The following is a 26795-nucleotide window of genomic DNA, read 5'->3' as shown; positions in this document are numbered from 1 at the left end:
ATTAGGGGCGGCGAACCGCCTTTTTGACTTGCTTCCCTCCCCGTTCAGGGAGGGATAAAGGTTACTCAGCCTGCTTCTTTTTCGCCGCACGCTTCGCTTTTGTCGCAGCGGCGATTTTAGCGGTTTTTGCCGACGGTGTTTTCCCTTTCGCTTTGCCTTTCGGCTCGTCGCGATCGCTGCGCTTCGCTTTAGGTTTACCCTTGCGGAACGCGCTGTCCGGCTCGAAGTTGACACGCTTGCCGGCCTGACGGCGTTTGCCGCCTTTACCGCTGTTCGCGCCTGCGCCGCGTTTTTCGCGCTCGCGGGCGGTTTTACCGGCGCCGCGCGGCGCGCGTTCGCTGGAGATAAGCGAGAAGTCTATCTTACGCTCGTCCATGTTGACCGCTTCTACCCGCACCTCAACGCGATCGCCAAGCCGGTAGGTCTGCCCGCTGGACTCGCCGATAAGCCGCTGACCAACCTGATCGAAGCGGTAGTAGTCGTTGTCCAGCGACGAGACGTGCACCAGACCATCGATAAAGAGATCGCTCAGGCGCACAAAGAAGCCGAAGCCGGTGACGCTTGCGATAACGCCGGAAAAAGTGCCGCCAACGTGATCCTGCATAAAGTCGCACTTCAGCCAGTCCGCCACTTCACGCGTTGCTTCGTCGGCGCGACGTTCCGCCATGGAGCAGTGCTGGCCGAGTTGCAGCATCTCATCCATGTTGTAGTGCCAGCCGCCCGTTTCGGTACTTTCGCCCTGGTGCCCTTCCTGCTTCGCCACCAGGTATTTCAGCGCGCGGTGCAGCAGTAAATCGGGGTAACGGCGGATCGGCGAGGTAAAGTGCGCGTAAGACTGCAACGCCAGGCCGAAGTGACCGCGGTTTTCCGGATCGTAGATAGCCTGCTTCATGGAGCGCAGCAGCATGGTTTGCAGCATTTCATGATCGGGACGATCCGCAATCGACTCCAGCAGCTCTGCGTAATCGCGCGGCTCCGGCTTGTTGCCGCCAGGCAATTCAAGCCCCAGCTCCGCCAGCACCGTGCGAAACGCCGTGATGGCGTCGTTGGTTGGGCGATCGTGAATACGGAACAGCGCCGGCTCTTTGTTTTTCTCAACAAAACGCGCCGCAGAGATGTTCGCCAGAATCATGCACTCTTCGATGAGCTTGTGGGCGTCGTTGCGCTCGGTCTGTTCAATGCGCTCGATACGGCGTTCGGCGTTAAAGATGAACTTCGCCTCTTCGCTTTCAAAAGAGATGCCGCCGCGCTCGTCGCGCGCTTCATCCAGCGCTTTGTAGAGGTTATGCAGCTCTTCAATGTGGCGCACCAGCGGCTGGTACTGGCTGCGTAAATCCTGGTCGCCTTGCAGAATGTGCCACACCTTGGTGTAGGTGAGGCGCGCGTGCGAGTTCATTACCGCTTCATAGAATTTGTAACCGGTCAGGCGCCCCTTGGCGGAGACGGTCATTTCACAGACCATGCACAGGCGGTCTACCTGCGGGTTAAGCGAGCAAAGCCCGTTTGAGAGGACTTCCGGCAGCATGGGCACGACTTGCGAAGGGAAGTAGACCGAAGTGCCGCGGTTGCGCGCTTCTTTATCAAGCGGCGTGTAAGGGCGCACGTAGTAGCTGACGTCGGCGATAGCTACCCACAGGCGCCAGCCGCCGCCGCGTTTTTTCTCGCAGTAAACGGCGTCGTCAAAGTCGCGGGCGTCTTCGCCGTCGATGGTCACCAGCGGCAGTTGGCGCAGGTCTACGCGCCCCGCTTTCGCCTCTTCCGGCACTTCTTCTTTCAGCCCGGCGATTTGCTGTTCAACCTCTTTCGGCCAGATATACGGAATTTCATGCGTGCGCAGCGCCATGTCAACGGCCAGACCGGTGCCCATGTTGTCGCCTAACACTTCAACGATTTTCCCTACCGCTTTGGTACGCCGCGTTGGGCGTTGGGTCAGTTCGACCACCACCACGAAGCCCATACGGGCGCCCATGATCTCTTCCGGCGGGATCAGGATATCGAAGCTCAGACGGCTGTCATCCGGCACCACGAAGCCAACGCCTGCGTCAGTAAAGTAACGCCCGACAATCTGACTGGTTTTTGGCACCAGCACGCGCACGATACGCGCTTCGCGACGCCCTTTGCGGTCCGAGCCGAGCGGTTGCGCCAGCACGATGTCGCCGTGGATGCAGGTTTTCATCTGTTCGGATGAGAGGTACAGATCGTCTTTACGCCCTTCCACGCGCAGGAAGCCGTAACCGTCGCGGTGGCCGATAACGGTGCCTTTTAAAAGATCGAGGCGCTCCGGCAGCGCGTAGCACTGGCGGCGAGTGAAGACCAGTTGGCCGTCGCGTTCCATGGCGCGCAGCCGACGACGCAGCGCTTCCTGCTGCTCTTCGCCTTCAATGTGCAGCTCCTGCGCAAGCTCTTCCCGGTTGGCCGGTTTTTCCCGTTTCGTCAGGTGTTCGAGGATAAATTCCCGGCTCGGGATCGGGTTTTCGTATTTTTCGGCTTCTCTTTCCTGAAAAGGATCTTGTGACATTGCGGTTCCTCCGTTGTCAGCTGCGGCGCAATGATTATTCCACCAGCAGTAATTTGTAGAGCGGCTGGTTTTCTTCCACTAAATCGGCCAGCGTGTAGTTATCCAGTTCCTGAAGGAAACTTTCCACTGCCTTAGTCAGCGCCTGTTTCAGACGGCAGGCAGGGGTAATATGGCAAAACGCGCTGCTGCAATTCACAACGGACAGCGGCTCCAGTTCGCGCACTACATCGCCGATGCGAACCTGTGATGCAGGCTTGCCAAGGCGAATGCCGCCGTTTTTCCCGCGGACCGCAGTAACATAACCGGCGCGGCTCAGCTGATTAATGATTTTGACCATATGATTTCGGGATACGCCGTAGACCGCCGTTACTTCCGAAATACTGGTCATGCGTCCTTCAGGCAGCGATGCCATATAAATCAAAGCACGCAATCCGAAATCGGTAAAACTCGTTAACTGCACATCAACCTCAGAACAGGGCAGGAAAAAACGCGGATCGCCAGATGGCGAGATATATTGATGATAAACCAGCCAGCGATAAGGCCGCTAATTTATTTGAAAAAGGCGGGTAAAAAGGATGAAAAAAGGGCGCGACAGGCGCGCCCTTAGACGATTATGCGTCGAACGGATCGCGCAGAATCATGGTCTCGGTGCGATCCGGACCGGTAGAAATGATGTCGATCGGCACGCCAGTCACTTCTTCAATACGTTTGATGTAGTTCAGCGCCGCCTGCGGCAGGCCGCTGCGCTCTTTCACGCCGAAAGTCGACTCAGACCAGCCTGGCATGGTTTCGTAAATCGGCTCGATGCCTTCCCAGTCGTCGGCCGCCATCGGCGTAGTGGTGACTTCACGACCATCCGGCATACGGTAAGCGACGCAAATTTTCACCTCTTCCAGGCCATCCAGCACATCAAGCTTGGTCAGGCAGAAGCCGGAAAGGGAGTTGATCTGCACGGCGCGGCGTACCGCAACGGCATCCAGCCAGCCGGTGCGACGGCGACGGCCTGTGGTGGCGCCAAATTCGTTGCCTTTCTTACACAGGAATTCGCCGATGTCGTCGAACAGTTCGGTCGGGAACGGACCTGCGCCCACGCGGGTGGAGTAGGCTTTGATGATGCCGAGCACATAGTCAACATAGCGCGGACCGATGCCGGAACCTGTCGCTACGCCGCCTGCGGTGGTGTTAGAAGAGGTTACGTAGGGATAAGTACCGTGGTCGATATCCAGCAGCGTGCCCTGAGCGCCTTCAAACATGATGAAATCGCCGCGCTTACGCGCCTGATCCAGCAGGTCGGAAACGTCCACCACCATGGAAGTCAGGATGTCGGCGATAGCCATCACGTCATCCAGCACTTTCTGGTAGTCCACCGCGTCGACTTTATAGAAGTTAACCAGCTGGAAGTTATGGTATTCCATCACTTCTTTCAGCTTTTCAGCGAAGGTAGCTTTGTCAAACAGGTCGCCGACGCGCAGGCCGCGACGAGCAACTTTATCCTCATAAGCCGGGCCAATGCCGCGACCGGTAGTACCGATAGCTTTGGCGCCACGCGCTTTTTCACGCGCGACGTCCAGCGCCACGTGGTAATCGAGGATAAGCGGGCAAGCGTCAGAGATAAGCAGACGCTCGCGAACCGGAATGCCGCGATCTTCAAGCTCTTTCATCTCTTTCATCAGCGCGGCCGGAGAGAGCACTACACCGTTGCCGATGATGCTGGTGACGTTATCGCGAAGAATGCCTGAAGGAATAAGATGGAGAACGGTTTTTTCACCGTTAATTACGAGAGTATGGCCAGCGTTGTGGCCACCCTGGTAGCGAACCACATATTTAGCGCGTTCAGTCAGAAGATCAACGATCTTTCCTTTGCCTTCGTCACCCCATTGGGTGCCCAGTACGACGACGTTGTTACCCATTTTTCAAAATCACCGTTTGCTTAAAAATGGATTCTACCACCAGCTTTCAGGATGATCAGCACTTTTTGTATACAAATTCAGGCTAAAACGGCTGAAATTTGCTCAGTTAATCGTTTTCGTCAACATGTAGTAGATGACCACGCCCGCAACCACAAGACCTCCGCCGAAGCGCCGCAATAAGGTATCGGGTAGTTGAGCCATTCCCAGGACCAGACGGCGCCAGATACGCGGAAAAAGCATTGGCCCCAGCCCTTCAAGGACCAGCACCAGCGCGAGCGCCAGTATAATCGTACTATTCATGATTCCCTTTCCTGCTGCATATTAACGATAAAAAAAGAGCCGGTCGAAACCGGCTCTTGTCTGATAAGGCGTGATATTAACGCGTACTGGTCGTCGGCGTCTTCATGTAGCGGAAGAAGTCGCTCTCCGGGCTCAGCACCATCACATCCTGATTGCTCTGGAAGCTGTTTTCGTAAGCGCGCAGGCTACGAATAAAGGCATAGAAGTCCGGATCCTGGCTGAACGCGTCTGCGAACAGTTTCGCCGCTTCAGCATCGCCTTCACCACGCAGGATACGCGCCTGGCGCTCGGCTTCCGCCAGCGTGCGGGTCACTTCGTAATCCGCCGCCGCGCGCAGTTTTTCCGCCTCTTCCTGACCCTGCGAACGGTGACGACGGGCTACCGCTTCACGCTCAGCGCGCATACGGTTGAAGATAGCTTCGGAGACTTCCGCAGGCAGGTTGATCTGCTTGATGCGTACGTCCACCACTTCAATGCCCAGCGCCGCCATACTGTTCGGGTTAATCACCGGCACTTTGCCGTTGGTTTCAGCCTGAACGCGCTCAGCGGCTTTGGCGATGGCGTCATCCGCCGCCGGCGTCGCCACTTCATCTTCCGTACCCGAAGAGCCGGAATTCAGCGCATCGCGGACTTCCAGGGTCAGTCGACCGCGGGAGTCGGTCACAATGTCTTTTACATCAAGGCGACCAATCTCAGAACGCAGACGGTCCGAGAATTTACGCTTGAGCAGCACCTCGGCCTGAGAGACGTCGCCGCCGCCCGTCGCCAGGTAGTAACGGCTAAAGTCGCTGATGCGCCATTTGATGTAAGAGTCGACAATCAGGTCTTTCTTCTCTTTGGTGACAAAGCGGTCGGCCTGGTTATCCATGGTCTGGATACGGGCGTCCAGCGTCTTCACCGACTCGATAAACGGGATCTTGAAATGCAAGCCCGGCTCAAAGACGAGCGGTTTGTTTTCGTTGTCACGTAACACTTTACCGAAACGCAAAGTAATGCCGCGCTCGCCCTCTTTCACCACGAAGATCGAGGTGTAGAGCACTACCAGCACGATAATGATGATTGCAATAACTGACTTACGCATCGTTATTCACCCCCCTGGCGCTGGAAGTCGTTACGCTGCGCGTTGGCGCGGCGCTGGTCCATAATGTCGCCAGCGTTGCCGGAAGGCGTCGTGGTGGCGTTGCTGTTGCTGCCTGAAGCAGGCGGTAAGCGCAGCAGCGAGTTCGGGCTGTCGCTTGTGGAAGCAGGCGCTGAACTGCCGCCTTTAAGCATCTGATCAAGCGGAAGCACCATCAGGTTGCCGCCTTTGTCGTTGACCAGCACTTTACGGGTATGGCTAAGCACACGTTCCATGGTTTCGATATAGAGACGCTCGCGGGTGATTTCCGGCGCGGCTTTATATTCCGGCAGGATCTTAGCGAAGCGGGCGACTTCACCCTGCGCTTCCAGGATAGTTTGCGTGCGATAAGCGCGCGCTTCTTCCAGCGTACGCTGAGCCTGACCGTTCGCGCGCGGCTGCACTTCATTGGTGTACGCTTCCGCTTCGCGAATATATTGCTGCTCGTTTTCACGCGCGGCGATAGCGTCATCAAACGCCGCTTTCACCTCTTCCGGCGGACGCGCCGCCTGGAAGTTTACGTCCAGCAACGTAATACCCATGTTGTATGGACGAATGGTTTCTTCCAGTTCCCGCTGGGTATCGCTACGAATAACGGTACGGCCTTCCGTGAGGATACGGTCCATGGTGTATTTGCCGATAACGCCGCGCAGCGCGCTGTCTGTCGCCTGGCGCAGGCTGTCGTCGGCGCTGGTGACGCTAAACAGGTAACGCTGCGGATCGGTCACGCGGTACTGCACGTTCATTTCAACACGCACGACGTTTTCGTCAGAGGTCAACATGATGCCGGAGGCCGCCAGTTCGCGAACCGCTTCTACGTTCACCGCAACCACGTCGTCAATAAAAGTGGGTTTCCAGTTCAGGCCCGGCTCCACCAGATGGCTGAATTTGCCAAAACGGGTTACCACGCCGCGCTCTGCTTCTTTAATGGTGTAGAACCCGCTGGCGGCCCAGATAATCACGACTGCCGCCGCGACAATGCCAACCACGCGCCCACCCATGTGGCCGCGAGGCCCCTGAGTGGAGCCGCCGGTTCCTTTACCGCCGCCGAAACCGCCAAGCTTTTTGCTTAGCTTACGGAAGATATCGTCCAGATCGGGCGGTCCTTGTTCACGACCGCCCTTGTTGCCCCCAGAGTTGCCGCCTGGCTTGCTGCTTCCCCACGGGTCGCGGTCTTGTCCGTTATTACCGGGCTGATTCCACGCCATGTTTGTGCTCCATATTTGTTATGCGGTGAGATCCCCCAGAGGGGAAAGGTCTTCAGGCTTTGAGCGGCCGGTTAGACAACATAGTCAACCAATGCCGGTTCCTGTTTACAGAGGCGACGCCAGTCCACCACCGGCATGCGCACCTGCATCCCGACGCTACCGTCCTCCTCTACCCACTCTTTTTCTATCGCCTGAAGCTGATAAAAACGGCTCCTCAAGCGGCCCGCCTCGTCAGGAGGAAGGTGCAGCGAATGCTGCGCTATCTCGCCAGAAAGACGCTCCGTCAGGGCCTGGAAAAGCAGTGGTACGCCTGCACCCGTCTGCGCGGAAAGCCAGACGCGTATGGGCAGATTTTCATCATTGCGATCGATACGCGGCTCAAACTCTTCAAGCATATCGATTTTGTTCATTACCAGCAGAGTCGGGATCTCATTGGCCTCGATCTCTTCCAGTACGGTATTCACAGCATCAATGTTTTCCTGCATGCGCAGGTCTGCGGCATCCACCACGTGCAGCAACAGCGTCGCCTGACGCGTCTCTTGCAGCGTAGCTTTGAACGCAGCGACCAGATCGTGCGGCAAATGGCGAATAAAGCCCACCGTATCCGCCAGCACCGTTTCGCCTACATCCGCCACGTCGATACGACGAAGCGTAGGGTCCAGCGTGGCGAACAGTTGGTTAGCCGCATAGACTTCAGCTTCGGTTATCTGGTTAAACAGGGTGGATTTACCGGCGTTGGTGTAGCCCACCAGCGAGACGGTTGGAATATCGGCTTTTGCACGCGACCGACGCCCCTGCTCTCGCTGTTTTTCAACGCGCTCCAGGCGCGAGAGGATCTGGCTGATGCGATTACGCAGCAAACGGCGGTCGGTTTCCAGCTGGGTTTCACCCGGCCCGCGCAGGCCAATACCGCCTTTCTGGCGTTCAAGGTGGGTCCAGCCACGCACCAGACGCGTAGCCAAATGACGCAACTGCGCCAGCTCAACCTGCAACTTCCCTTCGTGGGTGCGCGCACGCTGAGCGAAAATATCTAAAATCAAACCGGTGCGGTCGATAACACGACACTCGCACAAGCGCTCAAGGTTGCGCTCCTGAGCGGGGGTCAACGCATGATCAAACAGCACGACCGACGCCCCAGTAGCTTTCACTGCCTCGGCGATTTCGACTGCTTTACCTTCACCGACATAATATTTTGGGTGCGGAGCTTTACGGCTACCGGTAATCACCTGTAATGCTTCGACACCGGCGGAAGAGACCAGAGATTCAAACTCCTGGAGGTCTTCCATATCTTTGTCTTGCGTAAAGTAGATGTGTACCAGCACCGCCTGCTCACCGGCATCATAACGGTCAAACAAGCGTAAACCCTCTTAAAAGACCAGCGGGGAACACAGATGACCTGGTCCCCCGACATGGAACAACAGCCATCGACTTTATTCGGCGTCTTCGCTGTCTTGCTGCGGCGCAGAAGACTGCGCGTTGTTGCTGTGGTGATAGTTACTGGAACCGCCACCCGCGTTGTTGCTGTGATGAGACACCGGACGAGAAGGCACCACAGTAGAAATCGCGTGCTTGTAGACCATCTGGCTGACCGTGTTTTTCAACAGGATCACAAACTGGTCGAAAGATTCGATCTGACCTTGCAGCTTAATACCATTCACCAAATAAATAGAAACTGGAACACGTTCCCGACGCAGAGCGTTGAGGAACGGATCTTGTAAAGATTGCCCCTTAGCCATTCTATCTTTTCCTTATATGCTTGTTGTTTATACTCATGAGCCCATAGACTCTGAAAATACATAAAATTTTGCGCACGATACAAATTCAATTGTACACATTCGTCAGTGCTTCGCACCAACAACCTGTAATACTTCATTACGCGCTTGTTCCGGTGATTCACTATCAAGCCAGTGAACGCCTTCCCAGCCGCGCAGCCAGGTAATCTGGCGTTTTGCTAACTGCCTCGTAGCGCAAATACCTCGATAAACCATGTCGTCGAACGGGATTTCGCCGGACAGATAAGACCACATCTGGCGGTATCCTACGCAACGAATGGAAGGCAAGTCCGTATGCAAATCTCCTCGGGCGAAAAGGGCCCGCACTTCTGCTTCAAAACCTGAAGCCAACATCTGATGAAAACGCTGCTCAATTCGCTGATGGAGCAGTTCACGGCTCGCCGGGGCGATGGCGAACTGGTGCACCTGATACGGCAGAGCTTCTCCTGACGTTTGCGTCAGTTCCGTTAAAGTTTTACCCGAAATGATAAAAACTTCCAGTGCCCGGGAAAGCCTTTGCGGGTCGTTGGGATGAATACGTGAAGCCGCAACGGGATCAATATCCTGAAGCTGGCGATGCAACGTTTCCCACCCTTGCTCTGCGGCCTGCTGTTCAATCTGCGCCCTTATCGCCGGATCCGCCGACGGCAAGGGAGAAAGCCCCTCAAGTAATGCTTTGAAGTAAAGCATGGTGCCGCCCACCAGCAACGGTATTCGCCCGGCGGCGGTGATTTCCGCCATCGCCTTCAACGCATCGCGGCGAAAATCCGCCGCCGAATACGCCTCGGCTGGGTCCAGAATATCAAGCAGGCGGTGCGGCGCTTCGGCCAACTCCTGCGCGCTGGGTTTAGCGGTGCCGATATCCATCCCTTTATAAATCAGGGCGGAATCCACGCTAATCAACTCTACCGGCAGCGTTTTGCGTAAATTAATCGCCAGCGCGGTTTTGCCCGAGGCGGTCGGCCCCATCAAAAAAATAGCCTTCGGCAGGCCAGCCTTGCTTACTTCAGTCATGTTTCAGGGCATTCATCGCCGGTTGTAAATCAACAGATTGTAATAAACCACCAGGCGGTGACTTCACCAGTTGCGGGCAGAGCCGTTCGACATCAGCCAGCAGCGCGATAGCCTGCGCCACGCTCCACTGTTCATGCTCGCTCGCCAGATGGCGCGCCAGCCACAGCGCAATAGCCGCTGCGTCAATATGACTCTGCTGCGCCAGGTAGCCTATCAGTTCAGGAATCAAGATTTGTAAATTTTGTTGTCGTAAGGGTAAAGGCACTGCCCGAATCGTCACATAATGCGCATCGCTGGCCAGTTCTACGCCCATGCTGGCGAGGAAAGGCTTAGCGTTGACGAGGGTTTCGCGCTCTTCGGCAGAGACTTTGAAACGCACCGGAATCAGCAACGGTTGCGCGCAAGGCTTTTCTTCGCCCGGCAACAGTTGCGCCTGTTTTAGCCAGCGCTCCGCCACTTCAAGCGCCAGCAGCATAAGCTGCCCGTCTCGCTCCAGCAGGGCAAGGTTATGGCGAACTATCGTCAATACGCGCCCGAAACTTTGCGCGTGGCCTTCAAGGGCGGGCTGCGCAGGCGCGAGCGCGGGCTTTTTCATCGCGGGCGGCGCTTGCGGCGTCTCAAGCAGCTGACGATAAATCTCGCCCTGTTGCTTCTGATAACCAGGCGTAGCATGCGGCCAGCTTGCGCCTGCGCTTCTTGAGGCGCCAGCGCCGGATGCGCGCGCAGAGGCGCCGCCGCTGCCTGAAGATACATAGTCTGACGCAGCGCGCTCTTTCGCCGCCGCCGGCTCGGCAAAATGGTTTTTCCCTGCCGCCACGCGGTTTTCAGGCTGCCAGCGCGGCGCCTCTTGCGTCTCAAGCGGCAAGGCGCTGGACTGCTGCGCTTGCAGGACGCTCAACACGCCCTGATAGATAAAATCATGTACCAGCCGCGACTGATGAAAGCGCACCTCATGCTTGGCGGGATGGACGTTGACATCGACCTGATGCGGATCGATTTCCAGATAAAGCACGTACGCCGGTTGTTGATTCGCGCCAGGTTTATCTTCACAGGCCTGACGGATGGCGTGATTGATAAGCCGGTCGCGCATCATGCGGCCATTCACATAGCAATACTGGATTTCCGCCAGCGCCGCCGTGGTGCCTTTCGGGTCTGCGACCCACCCGCGAAGGGTTAAATCGCCATGTTGCCAGTCGATAGCCAGCGCTTGCTCAAGAAATGCGGCGCCGCAGATAGCGCCCAGACGGCGCTCGCGAGGCGCCTCAGGCTGCACGGCGCGATACTGGCGCACCATCTTGCCGTTGTGGTTAAGGTTGATGGTGACGTCAAAACGCGCCAGCGCGATGCGCCGCACCACTTCATCAATATGGGCGAATTCGGTTTTCTCGGTGCGCATGAACTTGCGCCGCGCCGGCGTGTTATAGAAGAGATCGAGCACTTCAAGGGTAGTGCCGACCGGGTGCGCCGCAGGCTTGACGGACACGTCCATATCGCGCCCCTCGGCATAAGCCTGCCAGGCTTCCTGCTGATCCGCTGTGCGGGAAGTCAGCGTGAGGCGCGAGACGGAGCTGATGCTGGCCAGCGCTTCGCCGCGAAAGCCAAGGCTGATAATCGCTTCCAGATCGTCAAGCGTGGCGATTTTACTGGTGGCATGACGCGCCAGCGCCAGCGCCAGTTCCGCTTTGCCGATGCCGCAGCCGTTATCGCGAATGCGGATAAGCTTCGCGCCGCCGCGCTCAATATCAATGTCGATGCGGGTGGCGCCCGCATCAAGGCTGTTTTCGACCAGCTCTTTCACGACCGACGCAGGACGTTCCACCACTTCGCCGGCGGCGATTTGGTTCGCGAGCTGCGGCGGCAGAACCTGAATCGGCATGAAATCTCCTTAGTTGGTCACCGCGACCTGATTGACAGCGTCGCTGGCGGCGCGGGCGGTCTGGCCCGAGCCGCTGCTATTTTTCGGCGCGGATTGTAACGGATGCGCGAGGAAATAGTTGCGCAGGCCTTTATAAATGGCCTCGGCAAGCTGTTCCTGATAGTCACTGCTCGCCAGCAACTTTTCTTCGCCGCTGTTGCTGATAAACCCGGTTTCCACCAGCAAAGAAGGAATATCCGGTGAGCGCAATACGCCAAGGCTCGCATGTTCCGGGCGGCGCTTATGGATATCGCCCACCCTTTGCAACTGGCTCAGAACGCTGGTAGCGACATCATACCCGACGCGCTGCGAATGGCCGAACTGCAAATCGAGCACCGCCTGACTTAAATAAGGGTCCGCCTGGCTGTTTGCAAGCACATCGCCTGCGCCGCCCAGCAGTTCAGACTGTTTTTCATGTTGTTCGAGCCAGCCTGCCATTTCGCTGTTGGCCCGACGGTTTGACAGCACCCATACCGATGCGCCTGTGGCTTCCCGGTTCGGCGCGGCGTCAGCGTGAATAGACACCAGCAAGTTAGCGTTTTGCTGGCGCGCCACGTCTGAGCGCCCCATGACTGAGATAAAGTAATCGCCGTCGCGGGTCAGCACCCCTTTAAACATCGGATCGTCATTAAGCAGCGCGCGCAATTTACGAGCCACAGCGATAGTCACGTTTTTCTCGCGTACGCCGCCCGGGCCGATGGCGCCAGGATCCTGTCCGCCGTGACCGGCGTCGATCGCCACGATAACGCGATCGGAGGAGATAGCCGTATTGCTGCGCGCAGGACGCGTTGCGGTATTGCTGCCTACCACACTGGTTACACGGTTATTTTCCGAGCTGAACGGGTTCTTTGCCGGGGCTGAAGCGCGCGGCGCAGACGGCTCTACGCGTTTCGCTACCACAGGGGGCGGGGGCGGCGGCGCATCGGCGTTAATCGTAAAGACCACCGTATAGCTGGCACCGTTCTGCTGTTTCACGGCGCGGGTTTTGCCGTTCTTTGTTAAATCGACCACCAGCCGCAGTGACTGGTTATCCTTCGGCTGGCCGGAGCGAATGCTTTTCACCAGGTTATTGCCGCTGAACACCAGCGGCAACCCCTGGATAACGCCAGTTTGCTGGATATCCAGCGCCACGCTGCGTTTATCCTGCTGCGAAAAGGCATACTCCGGGTCGCCCATAAAACTCAAGGTGATGCGGGCCTGGTCATCGCCATTGGAAACCTGAATATCGGACAACACTGCCGCTCCGGCCTGCGAACACAGCGCCAGCAGAGCCGCCATCAACCAACCTTTTACGCGAGTCATCATCCCGTCACCCTTGTTATTCGGCTAAGCGAGCCAGTAACGAATTACCTGATGCGGAAACCGCTTTGACGAGCGCTTCGCGCCCCTGCGCCTGATACGATAAATGGATCTCGATATCCGGCTCGGGCAACACGCCAGCCCCCTGCTGCGGCCATTCAACGAGGCAAATGGCGTCATTGGCGAAATAGTCGCGAATGCCCATAAACTCCAGCTCTTCAGGGTCCGCCAGACGATAAAGATCGAAATGATAGACCGTCAATGCTTCTAATGCATAAGGCTCCACCAGCGTGTAGGTGGGGCTTTTCACATTGCCGTTGTGGCCTAAGGTTTGTAAGAAACCACGGCTAAAGGTGGTTTTACCCGCGCCCAGGTCGCCATAAAGATAAATGACGGTTGCGCCTTCGCAGGCCTGCGCCACGCGGGCGCCAAGCGCGAGCGTCGCCTGCTCGTCGGGTAGAGGGATAACACGATTAATCATGGTTTACGTCAATTCACTTCCGGGTTAACAAAACGGTGGAGCGCTGAGAACAGATCGGTCGCCAGCATGCCCCGGGTACCGTAGCGGCTGGCGAGATAATCCGCCGCCGCGCCATGCGCCACACACCCTGCGCAAGCCGCATCATACGGGGTGAGCTTTTGCGCCAGCAAGCCGCCTATAATGCCGCTCAGCACATCGCCCATGCCGCCGCTGCCCATGCCAGCGTTTCCGGCGTCAATAATGCCAGGCCCCGCGTCGTTGCTCGCCACGAGGGTGCCCGCGCCTTTCAGCACGACGCAACCGCCATACCGTTTTACCAGACGATCGGCAGAAAGTAAGCGATCACTTTCAATTTCTGATACGGAAATATTCAGCAACCGTGCGGCTTCGCCAGGGTGCGGCGTGAGAATGCGATTGTGACGTTTATCCGGATTGATTGCCAGCAGGTTCAGCGCGTCGGCGTCCCACAGCATCGGGCCGGTGAAGTTTTCCACTTTTTGCAGCGCCTGCTTGCCCCATGCCTGCTGCCCAAGCCCGGGCCCCACGACAACCACATCGGCCCATTCCAGGCTTTCGCTAAGCGACTGAGGGGTCAGTTCATGCACCATGAGTTCCGGGCGCGCCGTTAACAGGGGGGCGATATTTTCTATGCGAGTAAGTACTCGCACTAGCCCTGCTCCCGCACGTAGCGCCGCTTCGCCCGCCATGCGGATCGCTCCGGCGGTGCCGTGATCGCCGCCAATTATCACCAGCTTGCCGTTGTCGCCCTTATGGCTTGTCGGGCGTCGCGGGCGTAGCCAGTAAGCCAGCTGCGAGGCGTCATAGCGAACAATGGGCGCCTGCTGGCCAGCCAGCCAGGGTTCCAGCCCCAGCGCATGATGATGGAGCACGCCCGTGACATCCCGCGCTTTGCCGGTAAGCAGGCCGGGCTTAAGGGCGATAAACGTAATGGTATGCGCGGCGTGGATTACCGCGCCTGGCGTGGCGCCGGTTTCCGCCAGCAGCCCGGAGGGAATATCAAGCGCCACAACCGGCGCCGGATGCTGGTTAGCGTGTTCAATAAGGCGGGCGACAGGCTCTCTGGGCGCGCTTTTCAGGCCGGTGCCGAGTAAGCCGTCAATAATAAGATCCACGCCGTCCGGCCAGGACATTTGCGCCGAATGAATCATGCCTCCGGCGTTCAGCCAGGCGTCGCGCGCGGCGCTTGCCTCTTCCGGTAAAGGCGAGTCGCTCTCCTGCGCCAGCAGGGTCACGCGAATACCCGCCGCCTGCGCTAGTCTCGCGACCACATAGCCGTCGCCGCCGTTATTGCCGTGGCCGCACAGCACCAGCCAGTGCTGGCTTTGGGGGTAAGCGTCATGGGCGATATGAAAAGCGGCTTCGCCTGCGCGCTGCATCAGCTCGAACAGCGTCAGGCCCATGCTGTCCGCCGCCTCTTTTTCTGCCGCCCGCAGCCAGTCTGCGGGCCAGACAGAGTGTGGTATACTACGCCCGTTTTTCTTCATCTGATGGTCCGTCATGTCTGCTCCCCTCGATCTCAACCAGTTAGCGCTCGATATAAAACAATGGGGCGCGGAGCTGGGTTTTCAGCAGGTTGGTATTACCGATACCGACCTGAGCGCCAGCGAAGGCGCGTTGCAGGCGTGGCTGGATAAACAATATCACGGCGAGATGGAGTGGATGGCGCGCCACGGCATGATGCGCGCGCGCCCGCATGAACTCTTACCCGGCACGCTGCGGGTGATTAGCGTGCGGATGAACTATCTGCCCGCCAACGCCGCCTTCGCCCGCACGCTGAAAGATCCCTCGCTCGGCTACGTAAGCCGTTATGCGCTGGGCCGCGACTACCATAAGCTGCTGCGCAACCGGCTTAAAAAGCTCGGCGAGCGCATCCAGCAACAGTGCGCGTCGCTGAATTTTAGACCTTTTGTCGATTCCGCGCCGCTGCTTGAACGACCGCTGGCGGAAAAAGCAGGATTAGGCTGGACGGGTAAACATTCCCTTATCCTTAGCCGCGATGCAGGCTCCTTTTTCTTTTTAGGGGAATTGCTGATAGACCTGCCGTTGCCGGTGGATAAGCCCGTTGAGGAAGGCTGCGGAAAATGCGTAGCCTGTATGACCATCTGCCCCACCGGCGCTATTGTCGAGCCGTACACGGTCGATGCGCGCCGCTGCATCTCTTACCTCACCATCGAACTGGAAGGCGCCATCCCTGAGGCGTTTCGCCCGCTCATCGGCAACCGCATTTACGGCTGCGACGATTGTCAGCTTATCTGTCCCTGGAACCGTTTTTCTCAATTGACGGATGAAGAAGATTTCAGCCCGCGTCAGGCGCTGCATGCGCCCAGGCTGGTGGAACTCTTCGGCTGGAGCGAAGCGCATTTTCTGAAAGTAACGGAAGGGTCGGCGATCCGCCGCATAGGCCATTTACGCTGGCTGCGAAATATCGCCGTTGCGCTCGGCAACGCGCCATGGGATGAAGCTAACCTGCGGGCGCTGGAAAGCAGAAAAGGTGAGCACCCACTTCTGGATGAACACATTGAATGGGCGATTGCGCAACAAATAGCCAGGCGTAACGCCAATGTCGTTGAAGTGCAATTACCGAAGAAACAGCGGCTGGTGAGAGTGGTGGAGAAAGGGTTGCCGAGGGATGCCTGAGCTTTCCACAGCCTGTGAATAAAATTAAAAAACCCTTGTCATTCAATGCACAAAAAATAAACAGCGTCGCGTATTAATATTTTGAAATCTAATTAACTTCTTAAATAACAATAAGTTAAATAAATAATGTAAACAAAAATAACGTTTTCCAGGCGCGACGGTGCCGTTCCGGATTGTGGATAACTCTGTTCAGAAGTTTTTAACGGAAGTGAAAATCATCAGCAACAGCAGGCTCTGGCGCTGTGGATAATTTATACGTTATGGAGAAATCTGGAGCGGGAAACGAGACTCGAACTCGCGACCCCGACCTTGGCAAGGTCGTGCTCTACCAACTGAGCTATTCCCGCTTGGGTGGTGCTGCCTGACGGCATTTCAAATTTTGGAGCGGGAAACGAGACTCGAACTCGCGACCCCGACCTTGGCAAGGTCGTGCTCTACCAACTGAGCTATTCCCGCTCTGCGTGCTTAACATTTCTGTGTCGTCACGGGAGGCGCATTATACGAGAAATGATTTTCACCGCAACCCCTTAAACGAATTTTTTCGTGCTTTTTGTTTGAATGCTGATTAATTCGCCAGACTGATGATTTTATCGGCGAAAGAGGGGTTAAAACCCCTCTCCCGGTCACAGCTTGATAAAATGTTCGCGGTAATAAGCCAGTTCTGCAATCGACTCGCGAATATCATCCAGCGCCTGATGGGTATTTTGCTTTTTAAAACCGTCAAGAATTTCCGGCTTCCAGCGGCGCGCCAGCTCTTTCACCGTGCTCACGTCCAGGTAGCGGTAGTGGAAATAGGCTTCCAGCTCCGGCATGTACTTAAACAGAAAACGGCGATCCTGCCCGATGCTGTTGCCGCAGATGGGCGATGTCCCTGCTGGCACCCACTCTTTCAGAAACGCGATGGTCGCAAGCTCCGCGTCGCGATCGCCCATCGTGCTCGCCTTCACGCGCTCTACCAGCCCGCTGCCCGTATGGGTGCGCACGTTCCACTCATCCATCAGCGCCAGCTGTTCATCAGACTGATGCACCGCAATGACCGGCCCTTGCGCCAGGATATTCAGGTTCGCGTCGGTCACCAGGGTGGCGATTTCGATAATGCGGTCGCGTTCTGGATCAAGCCCGGTCATCTCCAGGTCTATCCAAATCAGATTGTTTTCAGTTCCACTCATGTTATTTTCCACCCTTCTCGCGTCACCCCACGGTGACTCTCGGTTAATTCGTATAAAATAGCGTGTATCATAGAGGTTTTGCCCATAACGGGCGACCAGGAGCCAGGGCGATTGAGTAAAAATAAACTCTCCAAAGGTCAGCAGCGCCGCGTAAAGGCCAATCATCAGCGTCGGCTTAAGCAATCAACGGAGAAGGCCGATTACGATGACAACCTGTTCGGCGAACCGCGCGAAGGCACGGTCATCAGCCGGTTTGGCATGCATGCGGACGTAGAGTCGGCGGACGGCGCCTTACACCGCTGCAATATCCGCCGCACTATCCGTTCGCTGGTAACGGGCGATCGCGTGGTGTGGCGCCCGGCGAAAGACGCCGCAGAAGGGGTCACCATCAACGGCATCGTCGAGGCGGTGCATGAGCGTACCTCGGTTCTTACGCGCCCGGATTTTTATGACGGCGTGAAGCCGGTCGCCGCCAACATCGACCAGATAGTGATTGTCTCTGCCATTTTGCCGGAGCTGTCGCTGAATATTATCGACCGTTATCTGGTGGCCTGCGAGACGCTGGACGTTGAGCCGCTTATCGTGCTGAACAAAATCGACCTGCTGGATGAAGCAGGAATGAATTTTGTTAATGAGCAAATGGATATCTACCGCGGCATCGGTTATCGCGTGCTGCTGGTTTCAAGCCATGCCGAACATGGACTGGAGGCGCTTGAACAGGCGCTTATCGGCCGCATCAGCATTTTTGCCGGGCAGTCTGGCGTCGGCAAATCCAGTCTGCTGAACGCGCTGTTAGGGCTTAAAGAGGATGAAATCCTCACTAACGACGTTTCAGATGTCTCCGGCCTGGGCCAGCACACCACGACAGCCGCGCGCCTTTATCACTTCCCGCACGGCGGCGATGTGATCGATTCTCCCGGCGTGCGCGAGTTTGGTCTCTGGCACCTGGAGCCGGAACAAATCACCCAGGGTTTTGTCGAATTCCACGACTATCTGGGCACCTGCAAATACCGCGATTGCCGTCACGGCAACGACCCGGGCTGCGCCATTCGCGCGGCGGTGGAGCGCGGCGAAATCGCCGAAAGCCGTTTTGACAACTATCACCGAATCCTGGAAAGCATGGCGCAGGTAAAAACGCGTAAAAGCTTTTCTGAAAGCGACGACTGACAATTAAGCTGGGCGTCGCTAAAATCGCCCCCTTTTTCTGCAATGCCCGCTTCGCCCTACGCGGAACGGGCCAGGACTGGCAATAAACTTAGCCTGGAGGCTATCTTGCTAAACGACATCAAACTTTCGCTTCAATACCTTCTGCCAAAACTGTGGCTCACTCGCCTGGCGGGCTGGGGCGCAAGCAAGCGTGCCGGCTGGCTGACCAAACTGGTCATCGACCTGTTTGTGAAATACTACAAGGTCAACATGCAAGAGGCGCAAAAGCCCGACACCGCCAGCTACCGCACCTTTAATGAATTCTTTGTTCGCCCGCTGCGCGACGAAGTGCGTCCGCTGAATACCGACCCGAACGTGCTGGTCATGCCGGCAGATGGCGTTATTAGCCAGCTTGGGCGCATTGAAAACGATAAAATTTTGCAGGCCAAAGGCCATAACTACAGCCTGGAAGCGCTGCTCGCGGGCAATTACATCATGGCCGATCTGTTCCGTAACGGGACGTTCGCGACCACTTACCTCTCTCCTCGCGACTATCACCGCGTACACATGCCGTGCAACGGTATCCTGCGCGAGATGATCTACGTGCCCGGCGATCTCTTCTCGGTTAATCATCTGACCGCGCAGAACGTGCCGAACCTGTTTGCCCGTAATGAACGTGTTATTTGCCTGTTCGACACGGAATTTGGCCCGATGGCGCAGATTCTGGTCGGCGCGACGATTGTCGGCAGCATCGAAACCGTCTGGGCGGGCACTATCACGCCGCCGCGCGAAGGGGTCATCAAGCGCTGGACCTGGCCGGCAGGCGAAAACGAAGGCGCCGTAGCGCTGCTGAAAGGCCAGGAGATGGGCCGCTTCAAGCTTGGCTCAACGGTTATTAACCTGTTCGCGCCGGGCAAAGTCGAGCTGGTTGACCACCTGCAAAGCCTGTCGGTAACCCGTCTTGGCGAACCGCTGGCGGTCTCTACTGAAGCGGTGGCGGCGGACGTTGCGCCAGCTATCATCCCGGCAGAAGAAGTGCAGGCCGAGCGGGAAGCTAATCCGCTGGTCGATGAGAAAGACGAAGGTTAACAGCACAACGAAAGGTAGACTGACGTGCGCCTGATTATCACTATACTGATGGCCTGGTGCCTCAGCCTGGGGGCGTACGCTGCGACGGCCCCCGATGCAAAACAGATAACCCAGGAACTGGAGCAGGCGAAGGCTGCAAAAGATCAGCCCAACCAGCCGGAAACGGTGGAAACGCTCCAGTCCGCCCTCAACGCGCTTGAAGAGCGCAAAGCCTCTCTTGAGCGCGCCCAGCAGTATCAGGAAGTTATCGATAATTTCCCCAAACTCTCGCAAACCCTGCGCCAGCAGCTTAATAACCTGCGCGATGAACCGAAAAGCGTGCCGGCGGGCCTGACCACCGACGCGCTCAATCAGGAGATCGTGCAGGTCAGCAGCCAGTTGCTGGACAAAAGCCGTCAGGCGCAGCAGGAGCAGGACCGGGCGCGGGAAATCGCCGACTCGTTAAGCCAGCTCCCCCAGCAGCAAACCGACGCCCGGCGTCAGTTGAATGAAGTGGAGCGCCGCGCCGGCAGCCAGAACGGCGTCAGCGGTCCGCTTGCCCAGGCGCAGAATCTTGCCGCGCAGGCGGAATCGGCTCGCCTCAAGGCGCAGGTAGATGAGCTGGAGCTGGCGCAGCTTTCCGCCAGCAACCGGCAGGAGCTTTCGCGCCTGCGCGCGGAGCTGGCGCAAAAACAGGCGGAACAGCTGGATGCCTATCTCCAGGCGCTGCGCAATCATCTTAACAGCCAGCGGCAGAAAGAAGCCGAGCAGGCGCTGGAAAGCACCGAGATGCTCGCTGAAAACAGCGCTAACCTGCCGCCTGAGATCCTCAAGCAGTTTAAAGTTAACCGCGAGCTTTCCCAGGCGCTGAACCAGCAGGCGCAGCGCATGGATCTCGTCGCCTCGCAGCAGCGGCAGGCCACCAGCCAGACGTTGCAGGTACGCCAGGCGTTAACCACGCTTCGCGAGCAGTCGCAGTGGCTGGGCGTTTCCAATGTGCTTGGCGAAGCGCTGCGCGCCCAGGTGGCGCGACTGCCGGAAATGCCGAAGCCGCAGCAGCTTGATACCGAAATGGCCCAGCTTCGCGTCCATCGCATGCGCTATGAGGATTTGCTCAATAAGCAGCCTCAGCTGCGGCAAATCCGCCAGCTGGACGGCCAACAGTTGACCGCTGAACAGAGCCGGATCTTGGAAGCGCAGCTCCGTACCCAGCGCGAACTGCTCGGCTCTTTGCTACAGGGCGGCGACACGCTGCTGCTGGAGCTGACCAAGCTTAAGGTCTCCAACAGCCAGCTTGAAGATGCGCTCAAAGAGGTGAATGAAGCGACCCACCGCTACCTGTTCTGGACGTCGGACGTTAGCCCGCTCACGTTCGCTTGGCCGCTGGAAATCGTGCAGGATCTGCGCCGTCTTATTTCGCTCGACACCTTCGGTCAGCTCGGCAAAGCGGCCATTATGATGGTGACCAGCAAAGAGACGCTGCTGCCGCTTTTCGGCGCGCTGCTGCTGGTGGGCTTTAGCATCAGCTCGCGTCGCCACTTTACGGCTTTCCTTGAGCGATCGAGCGCAAAAGTGGGCAAAGTAACGCAGGACCATTTCCGCCTTACGCTGCGCACCGTGTTCTGGTCTGTGCTGGTGGCTTCGCCGTTGCCGGTGCTGTGGGCGACGCTGGGTTATGGCCTGCGCGAAGCCTGGCCTTATCCCATTGCGGTCGCAGTAGGCGACGGCGTAACGGCAACCGTTCCGCTGCTGTGGGTGGTGATGATTTGCGCTGCCTTTGCCCGCTCCAATGGTCTGTTCATCGTCCATTTCGGCTGGCCGCGCAACCGGGTAGCGCGTGCGATGCGCTACTACCTGATGAGCATCGGCTTTATCGTGCCGCTCATCATGGCGCTTATCATGTTCGATAACCTTAACGATCGGGAGTTTTCCGGTTCGCTTGGCCGGCTGTGCTTTGTGCTGATTTGCGGCGCGCTGGCAATCGTCACGCTAAGCCTCAAGCGCGCGGGCATTCCGCTCTATCTTGATAAAGAGGGCAACGGCGACAACTGGGTCAACCGGCTGCTGTGGAATTTAATGCTGTGCGCGCCGCTGACCGCCATTCTCGCCGCGGCGGTAGGCTACCTCGCGACCGCGCAGGCGCTGCTGGCGCGCCTGGAAACCTCTGTCGCTATCTGGTTCCTGCTGCTGGTGGTCTATCACATTATCCGCCGCTGGATGCTGATTCAGCGCCGCCGCCTGGCGTTTGACCGCGCCAGGCAGCGACGTGCGGAGATCCTCGCCCAGCGCGCGCGCGGCGAAGAAGAACAGGCGCCGACGCACAGCACGGAAGGGGCGGCGGAAGTGGAAGTGGCGGAAATCGATCTCGATACCATCAGCGCCCAGTCGCTGCGGCTGGTGCGTTCGATCCTCACGCTCATCGCTCTGCTTTCCGTGATTGTGCTGTGGTCAGAAATCCATTCCGCGTTTGGCTTTCTTGAAAACATCACGCTCTGGGATGTGACTTCCACGGTGAAAGGCGTGGAGAGCCTGGAGCCGATAACCCTCGGCGCCGTGCTTATCGCCATTCTGGTGTTTATCGTCACCACGCAGCTGGTGCGTAACCTGCCTGCGCTGCTGGAGCTGGCGCTCTTGCAGCATCTCGACTTAACGCCAGGCACCGGTTACGCCATTACCACCATCACTAAGTATCTGCTGATGCTGTTTGGCGGTCTGGTGGGCTTCTCGATGATTGGTATTGAGTGGTCGAAGCTGCAATGGCTGGTCGCCGCGCTCGGTGTAGGGCTGGGTTTTGGTTTGCAGGAGATTTTCGCCAACTTTATTTCCGGTCTGATTATCCTTTTTGAAAAACCGATCCGTATCGGCGATACCGTAACCATTCGCGATTTAACCGGCAGCGTGACGCGCATTAACACCCGCGCCACCACCATCAGCGACTGGGACCGCAAAGAGATTATCGTGCCGAACAAGGCGTTTATCACCGAACAGTTCATTAACTGGTCGCTGTCAGATTCCGTCACCCGCGTGGTGTTAACGGTGCCTGCGCCAGTGGACGCCAACAGCGAAGAGGTCACGCAGCTGCTTTACCGCGCCGCTGAGAAGTGTACTTATGTGATTGATAACCCACCGCCGGAAGTCTTTTTGGTGGATTTGCAGCAGGGTATTCAACTGTTCGAACTGCGTATTCACGCCGCAGAGATGGGGCATCGCATGCCGCTGCGTCACGAAATCCATCAGTTGATTTTGCAGGGTTTCCGCGAGCATGGCATCGACCTGCCCTTCCCGCCTTTCCAGATGCGTCTTGAAAGTCTGGACGGCAAACGTTCAGCGCGAACCTTCACCTCCGCCGGGAAAACCACCCGCGCGCCCGGAAGCATGTAAACAAAAAGGAGCCGAAAGGCTCCTTTTTTACAAGCGATCGTTGATCAGGCCCGATCTACGGTAAAGGCTATCACCTCAGAAAGGCTTTCTGCCCCCAGCGCCAGCATGATCAGGCGGTCAACGCCCAGCGCTACGCCGGAGCAATCCGGCAGCCCCGCTTCAAGCGCCTCCAGCAGGTTATAGTCAACCGGCTGCTGTTCAAGCCCACGCTGCGCGCGCTTACGGTTATCCTGTTCGAAACGCTGGCGCTGCTCGCGCGCGTCCGTCAGCTCGTGGAAACCGTTCGCCAGCTCCATGCCTTTGAAATAAACCTCAAAGCGCTCCGCCACGCGGTGATCTTCCGTACTGATTTGCGCCAGCGCCGCCTGGCTTGCCGGGAAGTGATAGACAAAAGCCGGGCGCTCTTTACCAATGTGCGGTTCCACGCCCATGGTGAAAAGCAATTGCAGCAGCGTATCGCGATCTTCTTCCGTATCGGCAATGTTGCTTAAATCGAGCTTTGCCGCCGCTTCGCGCAGCTGGTTTTTATCCGCCGACAGCGGATCAATATCCAGGTGGCGCAAAAACGCCTGCTGATAAGAGAGGCTTTCCGCAGGCTGGCACTCCAGCACCTGTTGCAGCAGGTCATCCACTTCATTCATCAGCCGGTACATGTCGTAATGCGGACGATACCACTCCAGCATGGTGAATTCCGGATTATGGTGGCGTCCCATCTCTTCGTTACGAAAGCTGCGGCAAAGCTGGAATACCGGGCCGCAACCCGCCGCCAGCAGGCGTTTCATATGGTATTCCGGGCTGGTCATCAGGTAGAGGTCGAGCCCCTGAGAATGGCCCGGGCCCACGAAGCGAGTTTTAAACGGGAACAGGTGAATATCGGTCACCGTCGCCTGGCTCATGCAGGGGGTTTCCACCTCCAGAACGCAACGATCCGCGAAAAAGCGGCGGATCTCCGCCATTATCGCGGCGCGTTTCAACAGGTTGGGGATGGATGCGCTCGGCTGCCAGCTGGCCGTCTCGCTCATGGTGCTTTTCTCCTAAGACAAACAAGGGCACGAAGTCTACTCGTTAGCGCGTCACGAGACAAATTTTGCGCAATAACGTCCTGGCCGGGTTAAACCTCAAGGCCTGGGCAAGCGGTTAAAAGCCCTGGCAGAACGGTAAAAAAATCGATCGGGTCAAATTTCCTTATGATTGCCGCGGTTATACTCACTTACCCACAAAGGAGCAGGGGAATTGCTTCGCAGCGGCGTCAGCGTGTCGTTTTCACTACCCCTGGGCAGTAACGCGTTGCGAAAAAACCATAATCTGGAGGAATGTCGTGCAAATCTTTCAAGCCGATCTTGCCGTGATAGGCGCCGGTGGCGCGGGTCTGCGTGCCGCCATTGCCGCAGCGCAAGCCAACCCCAACGCGAAAATCGCTTTGATTTCCAAACTTTATCCCATGCGCAGCCACACTGTCGCCGCAGAAGGCGGTTCGGCGGCCGTCGCTCAGGATCATGACAGTTTCGATTACCATTTCCACGACACGGTCGCTGGCGGCGACTGGCTCTGTGAACAGGACGTGGTGGACTATTTTGTGCGCCACTGTCCAACAGAGATGACGCAACTTGAACAATGGGGCTGCCCATGGAGCCGTCGCCCGGACGGCTCGGTAAATGTGCGTCGCTTCGGCGGCATGAAGATTGAGCGCACCTGGTTTGCCGCGGATAAAACCGGCTTCCACATGCTTCACACCCTCTTCCAGACCTCTTTACAGTTCCCGCAAATTCAACGCTTCGACGAACATTTCGTGCTTGATATCCTGGTGGATGATGGCCAGGCGCGCGGACTGGTAGCAATGAACATGATGGAAGGCTCGCTGGTGCAGATCCGCGCCAACGCCGTGGTGCTGGCGACAGGCGGCGCGGGCCGGGTTTATCGCTACAACACCAATGGCGGCATTGTCACTGGCGACGGCATGGGAATGGCGCTGGCGCACGGCGTGCCGCTGCGCGACATGGAATTTGTGCAGTATCACCCCACCGGCCTGCCCGGCTCCGGCATTTTAATGACGGAAGGCTGTCGCGGCGAAGGCGGCATCCTGGTAAATAAAAACGGCTATCGCTACCTCCAGGATTACGGCATGGGGCCGGAAACGCCGCTCGGCGAGCCGAAGAATAAATATATGGAACTTGGCCCGCGCGATAAAGTTTCCCAGGCGTTCTGGCACGAATGGCGCAAAGGCAACACTATCGCCACGCCGCGCGGCGATGTGGTTTATCTCGACCTGCGCCATCTTGGCGAGAAAAAACTGCTGGAGCGTCTGCCGTTTATCTGCGAACTGGCAAAAGCGTACGTTGGCGTCGACCCGGTAAAAGAACCTATCCCGGTACGTCCGACCGCTCATTACACCATGGGCGGCATTGAAACCGACCAGCAGTGCGAAACGCGTATTAAAGGGCTGTTCGCCGTGGGCGAATGTTCAAGCGTAGGGCTTCACGGCGCTAACCGTCTTGGCTCAAATTCACTGGCGGAGCTGGTGGTGTTTGGCCGCCTCGCCGGCGAACAGGCGATGGCGCGGGCAAACGAAGCGCAACCGGCCAACGACGCGGCGCTCAGCGCGCAGGCGGCGGATGTGGAAGCGCGCCTGAACGCGCTGGCCAGTCAGCAAGGCAATGAAAGCTTTGCGAAAATCCGCGACGAGATGGGCCTTTCGATGGAAGAAGGCTGCGGCATTTATCGCACGCCGGAATTAATGCAAAAGACTATCGACAAGCTTGCAGAGTTGCAGGAGCGCGTTAAGCGCATACGTATTACCGATACCTCCAGCGTTTTCAACACCGACCTGCTTTACACCATTGAGCTGGGCCATGGCCTTAATGTGGCCGAATGCATGGCGCATTCCGCCATGGCGCGAAAAGAGTCTCGCGGCGCGCACCAGCGCCTTGATGAAGGCTGCACCGAGCGCGACGACGTTAACTTTCTGAAACATACCCTCGCCTTCCTGAACGCGGACGGTTCAGTTCGTCTTGATTACAGTGACGTGAAAATCACTACGCTGCCGCCGGCGAAACGCGTCTATGGCGCGGAGGCGGAAGCGGCCGAGAAGAAGGAGCAGGCCAATGGCTGAGATGAAAAACCTGAAAGTAGAGGTGGTGCGTTATAACCCGGAAACGGATAACGCCCCGCACAGCGTGTTTTACGACGTGCCTTACGATGAGCAAACCTCGCTGCTGGACGCGCTGGGCTACATCAAGGATAACCTGGCGGCGGACCTGAGCTACCGCTGGTCCTGCCGCATGGCGATTTGCGGCTCCTGCGGCATGATGGTCAACAATGTGCCGAAGCTTGCCTGCAAAACGTTCCTGCGCGACTACCCTGGCGGCATGAAGGTTGAAGCGCTGGCGAACTTTCCCATCGAGCGCGATTTAGTGGTCGATATGACCCACTTTATCGAGAGCCTGGAGGCGATTAAGCCTTATATCATCGGCAACCCGCGCACGCCGGATCAGGGGCCGAATAACCAGACGCCGGCGCAAATGGCGAAATATCACCAGTTTTCCGGCTGCATCAACTGCGGCCTGTGCTATGCCGCCTGCCCACAGTTCGGCCTGAATCCAGAGTTTATCGGCCCGGCGGCCATTACCCTCGCCCACCGCTACAACCTGGATAGCCGCGATCGCGGTAAAAAAGCGCGTATGGCGCAACTGAACGGCCAGAACGGCGTCTGGACCTGCACCTTCGTCGGCTTCTGCTCGCAGGTGTGTCCAAAGCATGTTGATCCGGCCGCCGCCATTCAGCAGGGCAAAGTGGAAAGCGCGAAAGATTTCCTGATTGCCACCCTGAAACCACGCTAAGGA

20 protein-coding genes, 2 tRNA genes and 1 pseudogene are annotated in these 26795 nt (G+C 57.5%); 6 read left to right on the top strand and 17 right to left on the bottom strand.

Translation table 11 applies throughout. The features are described 5' to 3' along the window. Nucleotides 1-61: 61 nt before the first annotated feature. The 13 genes and pseudogenes from rnr to nnr all read right to left on the bottom strand — a co-directional run bounded on the left by rnr (nucleotide 62) and on the right by nnr (nucleotide 15054). The gene (rnr, locus tag DW56_RS02480) at nucleotides 62-2518 is read right to left on the bottom strand and encodes a ribonuclease R (RefSeq protein ID WP_024553299.1); all 2457 of its coding nucleotides are present in this window, start codon (nucleotides 2516-2518) and stop codon (nucleotides 62-64) included. Nucleotides 2519-2552: 34 nt separating this feature from the next. Then, the gene (gene nsrR, locus DW56_RS02475; RefSeq protein ID WP_024553298.1) at nucleotides 2553-2978 is read right to left on the bottom strand and encodes a nitric oxide-sensing transcriptional repressor NsrR; all 426 of its coding nucleotides are present in this window, start codon (nucleotides 2976-2978) and stop codon (nucleotides 2553-2555) included. A gap of 151 nt (nucleotides 2979-3129) precedes the next feature. Then, on the bottom strand, nucleotides 3130-4428 hold the full coding sequence (locus tag DW56_RS02470) for an adenylosuccinate synthase (protein ID WP_029589716.1): 1299 nt from the start codon (nucleotides 4426-4428) through the stop codon (nucleotides 3130-3132). Between the two features lie 102 nt (nucleotides 4429-4530). Next, nucleotides 4531-4728, bottom strand: coding sequence for a DUF2065 family protein (locus DW56_RS02465; protein ID WP_024553296.1), 198 nt, complete (start codon nucleotides 4726-4728; stop codon nucleotides 4531-4533). A gap of 76 nt (nucleotides 4729-4804) precedes the next feature. Then, the gene (hflC, locus tag DW56_RS02460; protein WP_024553295.1) at nucleotides 4805-5809 is read right to left on the bottom strand and encodes a protease modulator HflC; all 1005 of its coding nucleotides are present in this window, start codon (nucleotides 5807-5809) and stop codon (nucleotides 4805-4807) included. Between the two features lie 2 nt (nucleotides 5810-5811). Continuing rightward, nucleotides 5812-7053 (bottom strand): FtsH protease activity modulator HflK, encoded by a 1242-nt coding sequence (gene hflK / locus DW56_RS02455; protein ID WP_024553294.1) that lies wholly within the window; start codon nucleotides 7051-7053, stop codon nucleotides 5812-5814. Between the two features lie 71 nt (nucleotides 7054-7124). Further along, on the bottom strand, nucleotides 7125-8408 hold the full coding sequence (gene hflX / locus DW56_RS02450) for a ribosome rescue GTPase HflX (protein ID WP_024553293.1): 1284 nt from the start codon (nucleotides 8406-8408) through the stop codon (nucleotides 7125-7127). Nucleotides 8409-8483: 75 nt separating this feature from the next. Further along, a complete protein-coding gene (gene hfq / locus DW56_RS02445; protein WP_024553292.1) occupies nucleotides 8484-8789 on the bottom strand; it encodes an RNA chaperone Hfq in 306 nt (101 codons plus the stop codon). A gap of 102 nt (nucleotides 8790-8891) precedes the next feature. Then, complete coding sequence (miaA, locus tag DW56_RS02440) at nucleotides 8892-9839, bottom strand: tRNA (adenosine(37)-N6)-dimethylallyltransferase MiaA (RefSeq protein ID WP_024562281.1); 948 nt, start codon at nucleotides 9837-9839, stop codon at nucleotides 8892-8894. Then, nucleotides 9832-11715 (bottom strand): DNA mismatch repair endonuclease MutL, encoded by a 1884-nt coding sequence (mutL, locus tag DW56_RS02435; protein WP_024554922.1) that lies wholly within the window; start codon nucleotides 11713-11715, stop codon nucleotides 9832-9834. Before mutL ends, miaA begins: the two co-directional genes overlap by 8 nt. Before the next feature lie 9 nt (nucleotides 11716-11724). After that, on the bottom strand, nucleotides 11725-13059 hold the full coding sequence (gene amiB, locus DW56_RS02430) for an N-acetylmuramoyl-L-alanine amidase AmiB (protein WP_024554921.1): 1335 nt from the start codon (nucleotides 13057-13059) through the stop codon (nucleotides 11725-11727). A gap of 13 nt (nucleotides 13060-13072) precedes the next feature. Further along, nucleotides 13073-13534 carry a tRNA (adenosine(37)-N6)-threonylcarbamoyltransferase complex ATPase subunit type 1 TsaE gene (gene tsaE, locus DW56_RS02425; protein ID WP_024554920.1) on the bottom strand — a complete coding sequence of 154 codons (462 nt, stop codon included), beginning with the start codon at nucleotides 13532-13534 and terminating at the stop codon, nucleotides 13073-13075. After that, nucleotides 13527-15054: pseudogene (gene nnr, locus DW56_RS02420) on the bottom strand (bifunctional ADP-dependent NAD(P)H-hydrate dehydratase/NAD(P)H-hydrate epimerase). Before nnr ends, tsaE begins: the two are co-directional and overlap by 8 nt. Between nnr and queG the strand changes: the two are divergent. Then, nucleotides 15053-16192 carry a tRNA epoxyqueuosine(34) reductase QueG gene (gene queG, locus DW56_RS02415; RefSeq protein ID WP_024562072.1) on the top strand — a complete coding sequence of 380 codons (1140 nt, stop codon included), beginning with the start codon at nucleotides 15053-15055 and terminating at the stop codon, nucleotides 16190-16192. The pseudogene nnr and the gene queG sit on opposite strands and share 2 nt — an antisense overlap. 271 nt (nucleotides 16193-16463) lie before the next feature. Here the strand turns inward: queG and DW56_RS02410 are convergent. From DW56_RS02410 to orn, 3 genes are all read right to left on the bottom strand, one after another. Then, a tRNA-Gly gene (locus DW56_RS02410) sits at nucleotides 16464-16539 on the bottom strand. Between the two features lie 33 nt (nucleotides 16540-16572). Beyond that, nucleotides 16573-16648 (bottom strand) — tRNA-Gly (locus tag DW56_RS02405). 167 nt (nucleotides 16649-16815) lie between these two features. Then, the gene (orn, locus tag DW56_RS02400) at nucleotides 16816-17361 is read right to left on the bottom strand and encodes an oligoribonuclease (RefSeq protein WP_024553393.1); all 546 of its coding nucleotides are present in this window, start codon (nucleotides 17359-17361) and stop codon (nucleotides 16816-16818) included. Nucleotides 17362-17472: 111 nt separating this feature from the next. On the opposite strand from orn, the gene rsgA reads away from it, so the two are divergent. The 3 genes from rsgA to mscM all read left to right on the top strand — a co-directional run bounded on the left by rsgA (nucleotide 17473) and on the right by mscM (nucleotide 22956). Continuing rightward, a complete protein-coding gene (gene rsgA, locus DW56_RS02395) occupies nucleotides 17473-18528 on the top strand; it encodes a small ribosomal subunit biogenesis GTPase RsgA (RefSeq protein WP_024553394.1) in 1056 nt (351 codons plus the stop codon). Nucleotides 18529-18633: 105 nt separating this feature from the next. After that, entirely contained in the window at nucleotides 18634-19596 is a 963-nt protein-coding gene (gene asd, locus DW56_RS02390; protein WP_024553395.1) for an archaetidylserine decarboxylase, read from the top strand. A gap of 24 nt (nucleotides 19597-19620) precedes the next feature. Continuing rightward, on the top strand, nucleotides 19621-22956 hold the full coding sequence (gene mscM / locus DW56_RS02385; protein WP_024553396.1) for a miniconductance mechanosensitive channel MscM: 3336 nt from the start codon (nucleotides 19621-19623) through the stop codon (nucleotides 22954-22956). 44 nt (nucleotides 22957-23000) lie between these two features. Here mscM and epmA read toward each other — a convergent pair whose 3' ends face one another. Further along, nucleotides 23001-23978: an elongation factor P--(R)-beta-lysine ligase gene (gene epmA / locus DW56_RS02380; RefSeq protein ID WP_024553397.1), complete on the bottom strand. Its 978-nt coding sequence runs from the start codon at nucleotides 23976-23978 to the stop codon at nucleotides 23001-23003. 296 nt (nucleotides 23979-24274) lie between these two features. On the opposite strand from epmA, the gene frdA reads away from it, so the two are divergent. Continuing rightward, the gene (gene frdA, locus DW56_RS02375) at nucleotides 24275-26065 is read left to right on the top strand and encodes a fumarate reductase (quinol) flavoprotein subunit (RefSeq protein WP_024553398.1); all 1791 of its coding nucleotides are present in this window, start codon (nucleotides 24275-24277) and stop codon (nucleotides 26063-26065) included. After that, nucleotides 26058-26792 carry a succinate dehydrogenase/fumarate reductase iron-sulfur subunit gene (locus DW56_RS02370; protein WP_024553399.1) on the top strand — a complete coding sequence of 245 codons (735 nt, stop codon included), beginning with the start codon at nucleotides 26058-26060 and terminating at the stop codon, nucleotides 26790-26792. Before frdA ends, DW56_RS02370 begins: the two co-directional genes overlap by 8 nt. The last annotated feature ends 3 nt before the right edge of the window (nucleotides 26793-26795 follow it).

This window comes from Franconibacter helveticus LMG 23732 (assembly GCF_000463115.2).
Lineage (GTDB): Bacteria > Pseudomonadota > Gammaproteobacteria > Enterobacterales > Enterobacteriaceae > Franconibacter > Franconibacter helveticus.
This window is presented reverse-complemented; position numbering and strand designations above follow the sequence as displayed.

Bases quoted from the DNA above. Each gene is read 5' to 3' on its own strand.
- rnr (WP_024553299.1), bottom strand. From the start codon at position 2,518: ATGTCACAAGATCCTTTTCAGGAAAGAGAAGCCGAAAAATACGAAAAC.
- amiB (WP_024554921.1), bottom strand. From the start codon at position 13,059: ATGATGACTCGCGTAAAAGGTTGGTTGATGGCGGCTCTGCTGGCGCTG.
- hflC (WP_024553295.1), bottom strand. From the start codon at position 5,809: ATGCGTAAGTCAGTTATTGCAATCATCATTATCGTGCTGGTAGTGCTC.
- DW56_RS02465 (WP_024553296.1), bottom strand. From the start codon at position 4,728: ATGAATAGTACGATTATACTGGCGCTCGCGCTGGTGCTGGTCCTTGAA.
- miaA (WP_024562281.1), bottom strand. From the start codon at position 9,839: ATGACTGAAGTAAGCAAGGCTGGCCTGCCGAAGGCTATTTTTTTGATG.
- tsaE (WP_024554920.1), bottom strand. From the start codon at position 13,534: ATGATTAATCGTGTTATCCCTCTACCCGACGAGCAGGCGACGCTCGCG.
- mutL (WP_024554922.1), bottom strand. From the start codon at position 11,715: ATGCCGATTCAGGTTCTGCCGCCGCAGCTCGCGAACCAAATCGCCGCC.
- hfq (WP_024553292.1), bottom strand. From the start codon at position 8,789: ATGGCTAAGGGGCAATCTTTACAAGATCCGTTCCTCAACGCTCTGCGT.
- queG (WP_024562072.1), top strand. From the start codon at position 15,053: ATGTCTGCTCCCCTCGATCTCAACCAGTTAGCGCTCGATATAAAACAA.
- orn (WP_024553393.1), bottom strand. From the start codon at position 17,361: ATGAGTGGAACTGAAAACAATCTGATTTGGATAGACCTGGAGATGACC.
- epmA (WP_024553397.1), bottom strand. From the start codon at position 23,978: ATGAGCGAGACGGCCAGCTGGCAGCCGAGCGCATCCATCCCCAACCTG.
- DW56_RS02470 (WP_029589716.1), bottom strand. From the start codon at position 4,428: ATGGGTAACAACGTCGTCGTACTGGGCACCCAATGGGGTGACGAAGGC.
- hflK (WP_024553294.1), bottom strand. From the start codon at position 7,053: ATGGCGTGGAATCAGCCCGGTAATAACGGACAAGACCGCGACCCGTGG.
- DW56_RS02370 (WP_024553399.1), top strand. From the start codon at position 26,058: ATGGCTGAGATGAAAAACCTGAAAGTAGAGGTGGTGCGTTATAACCCG.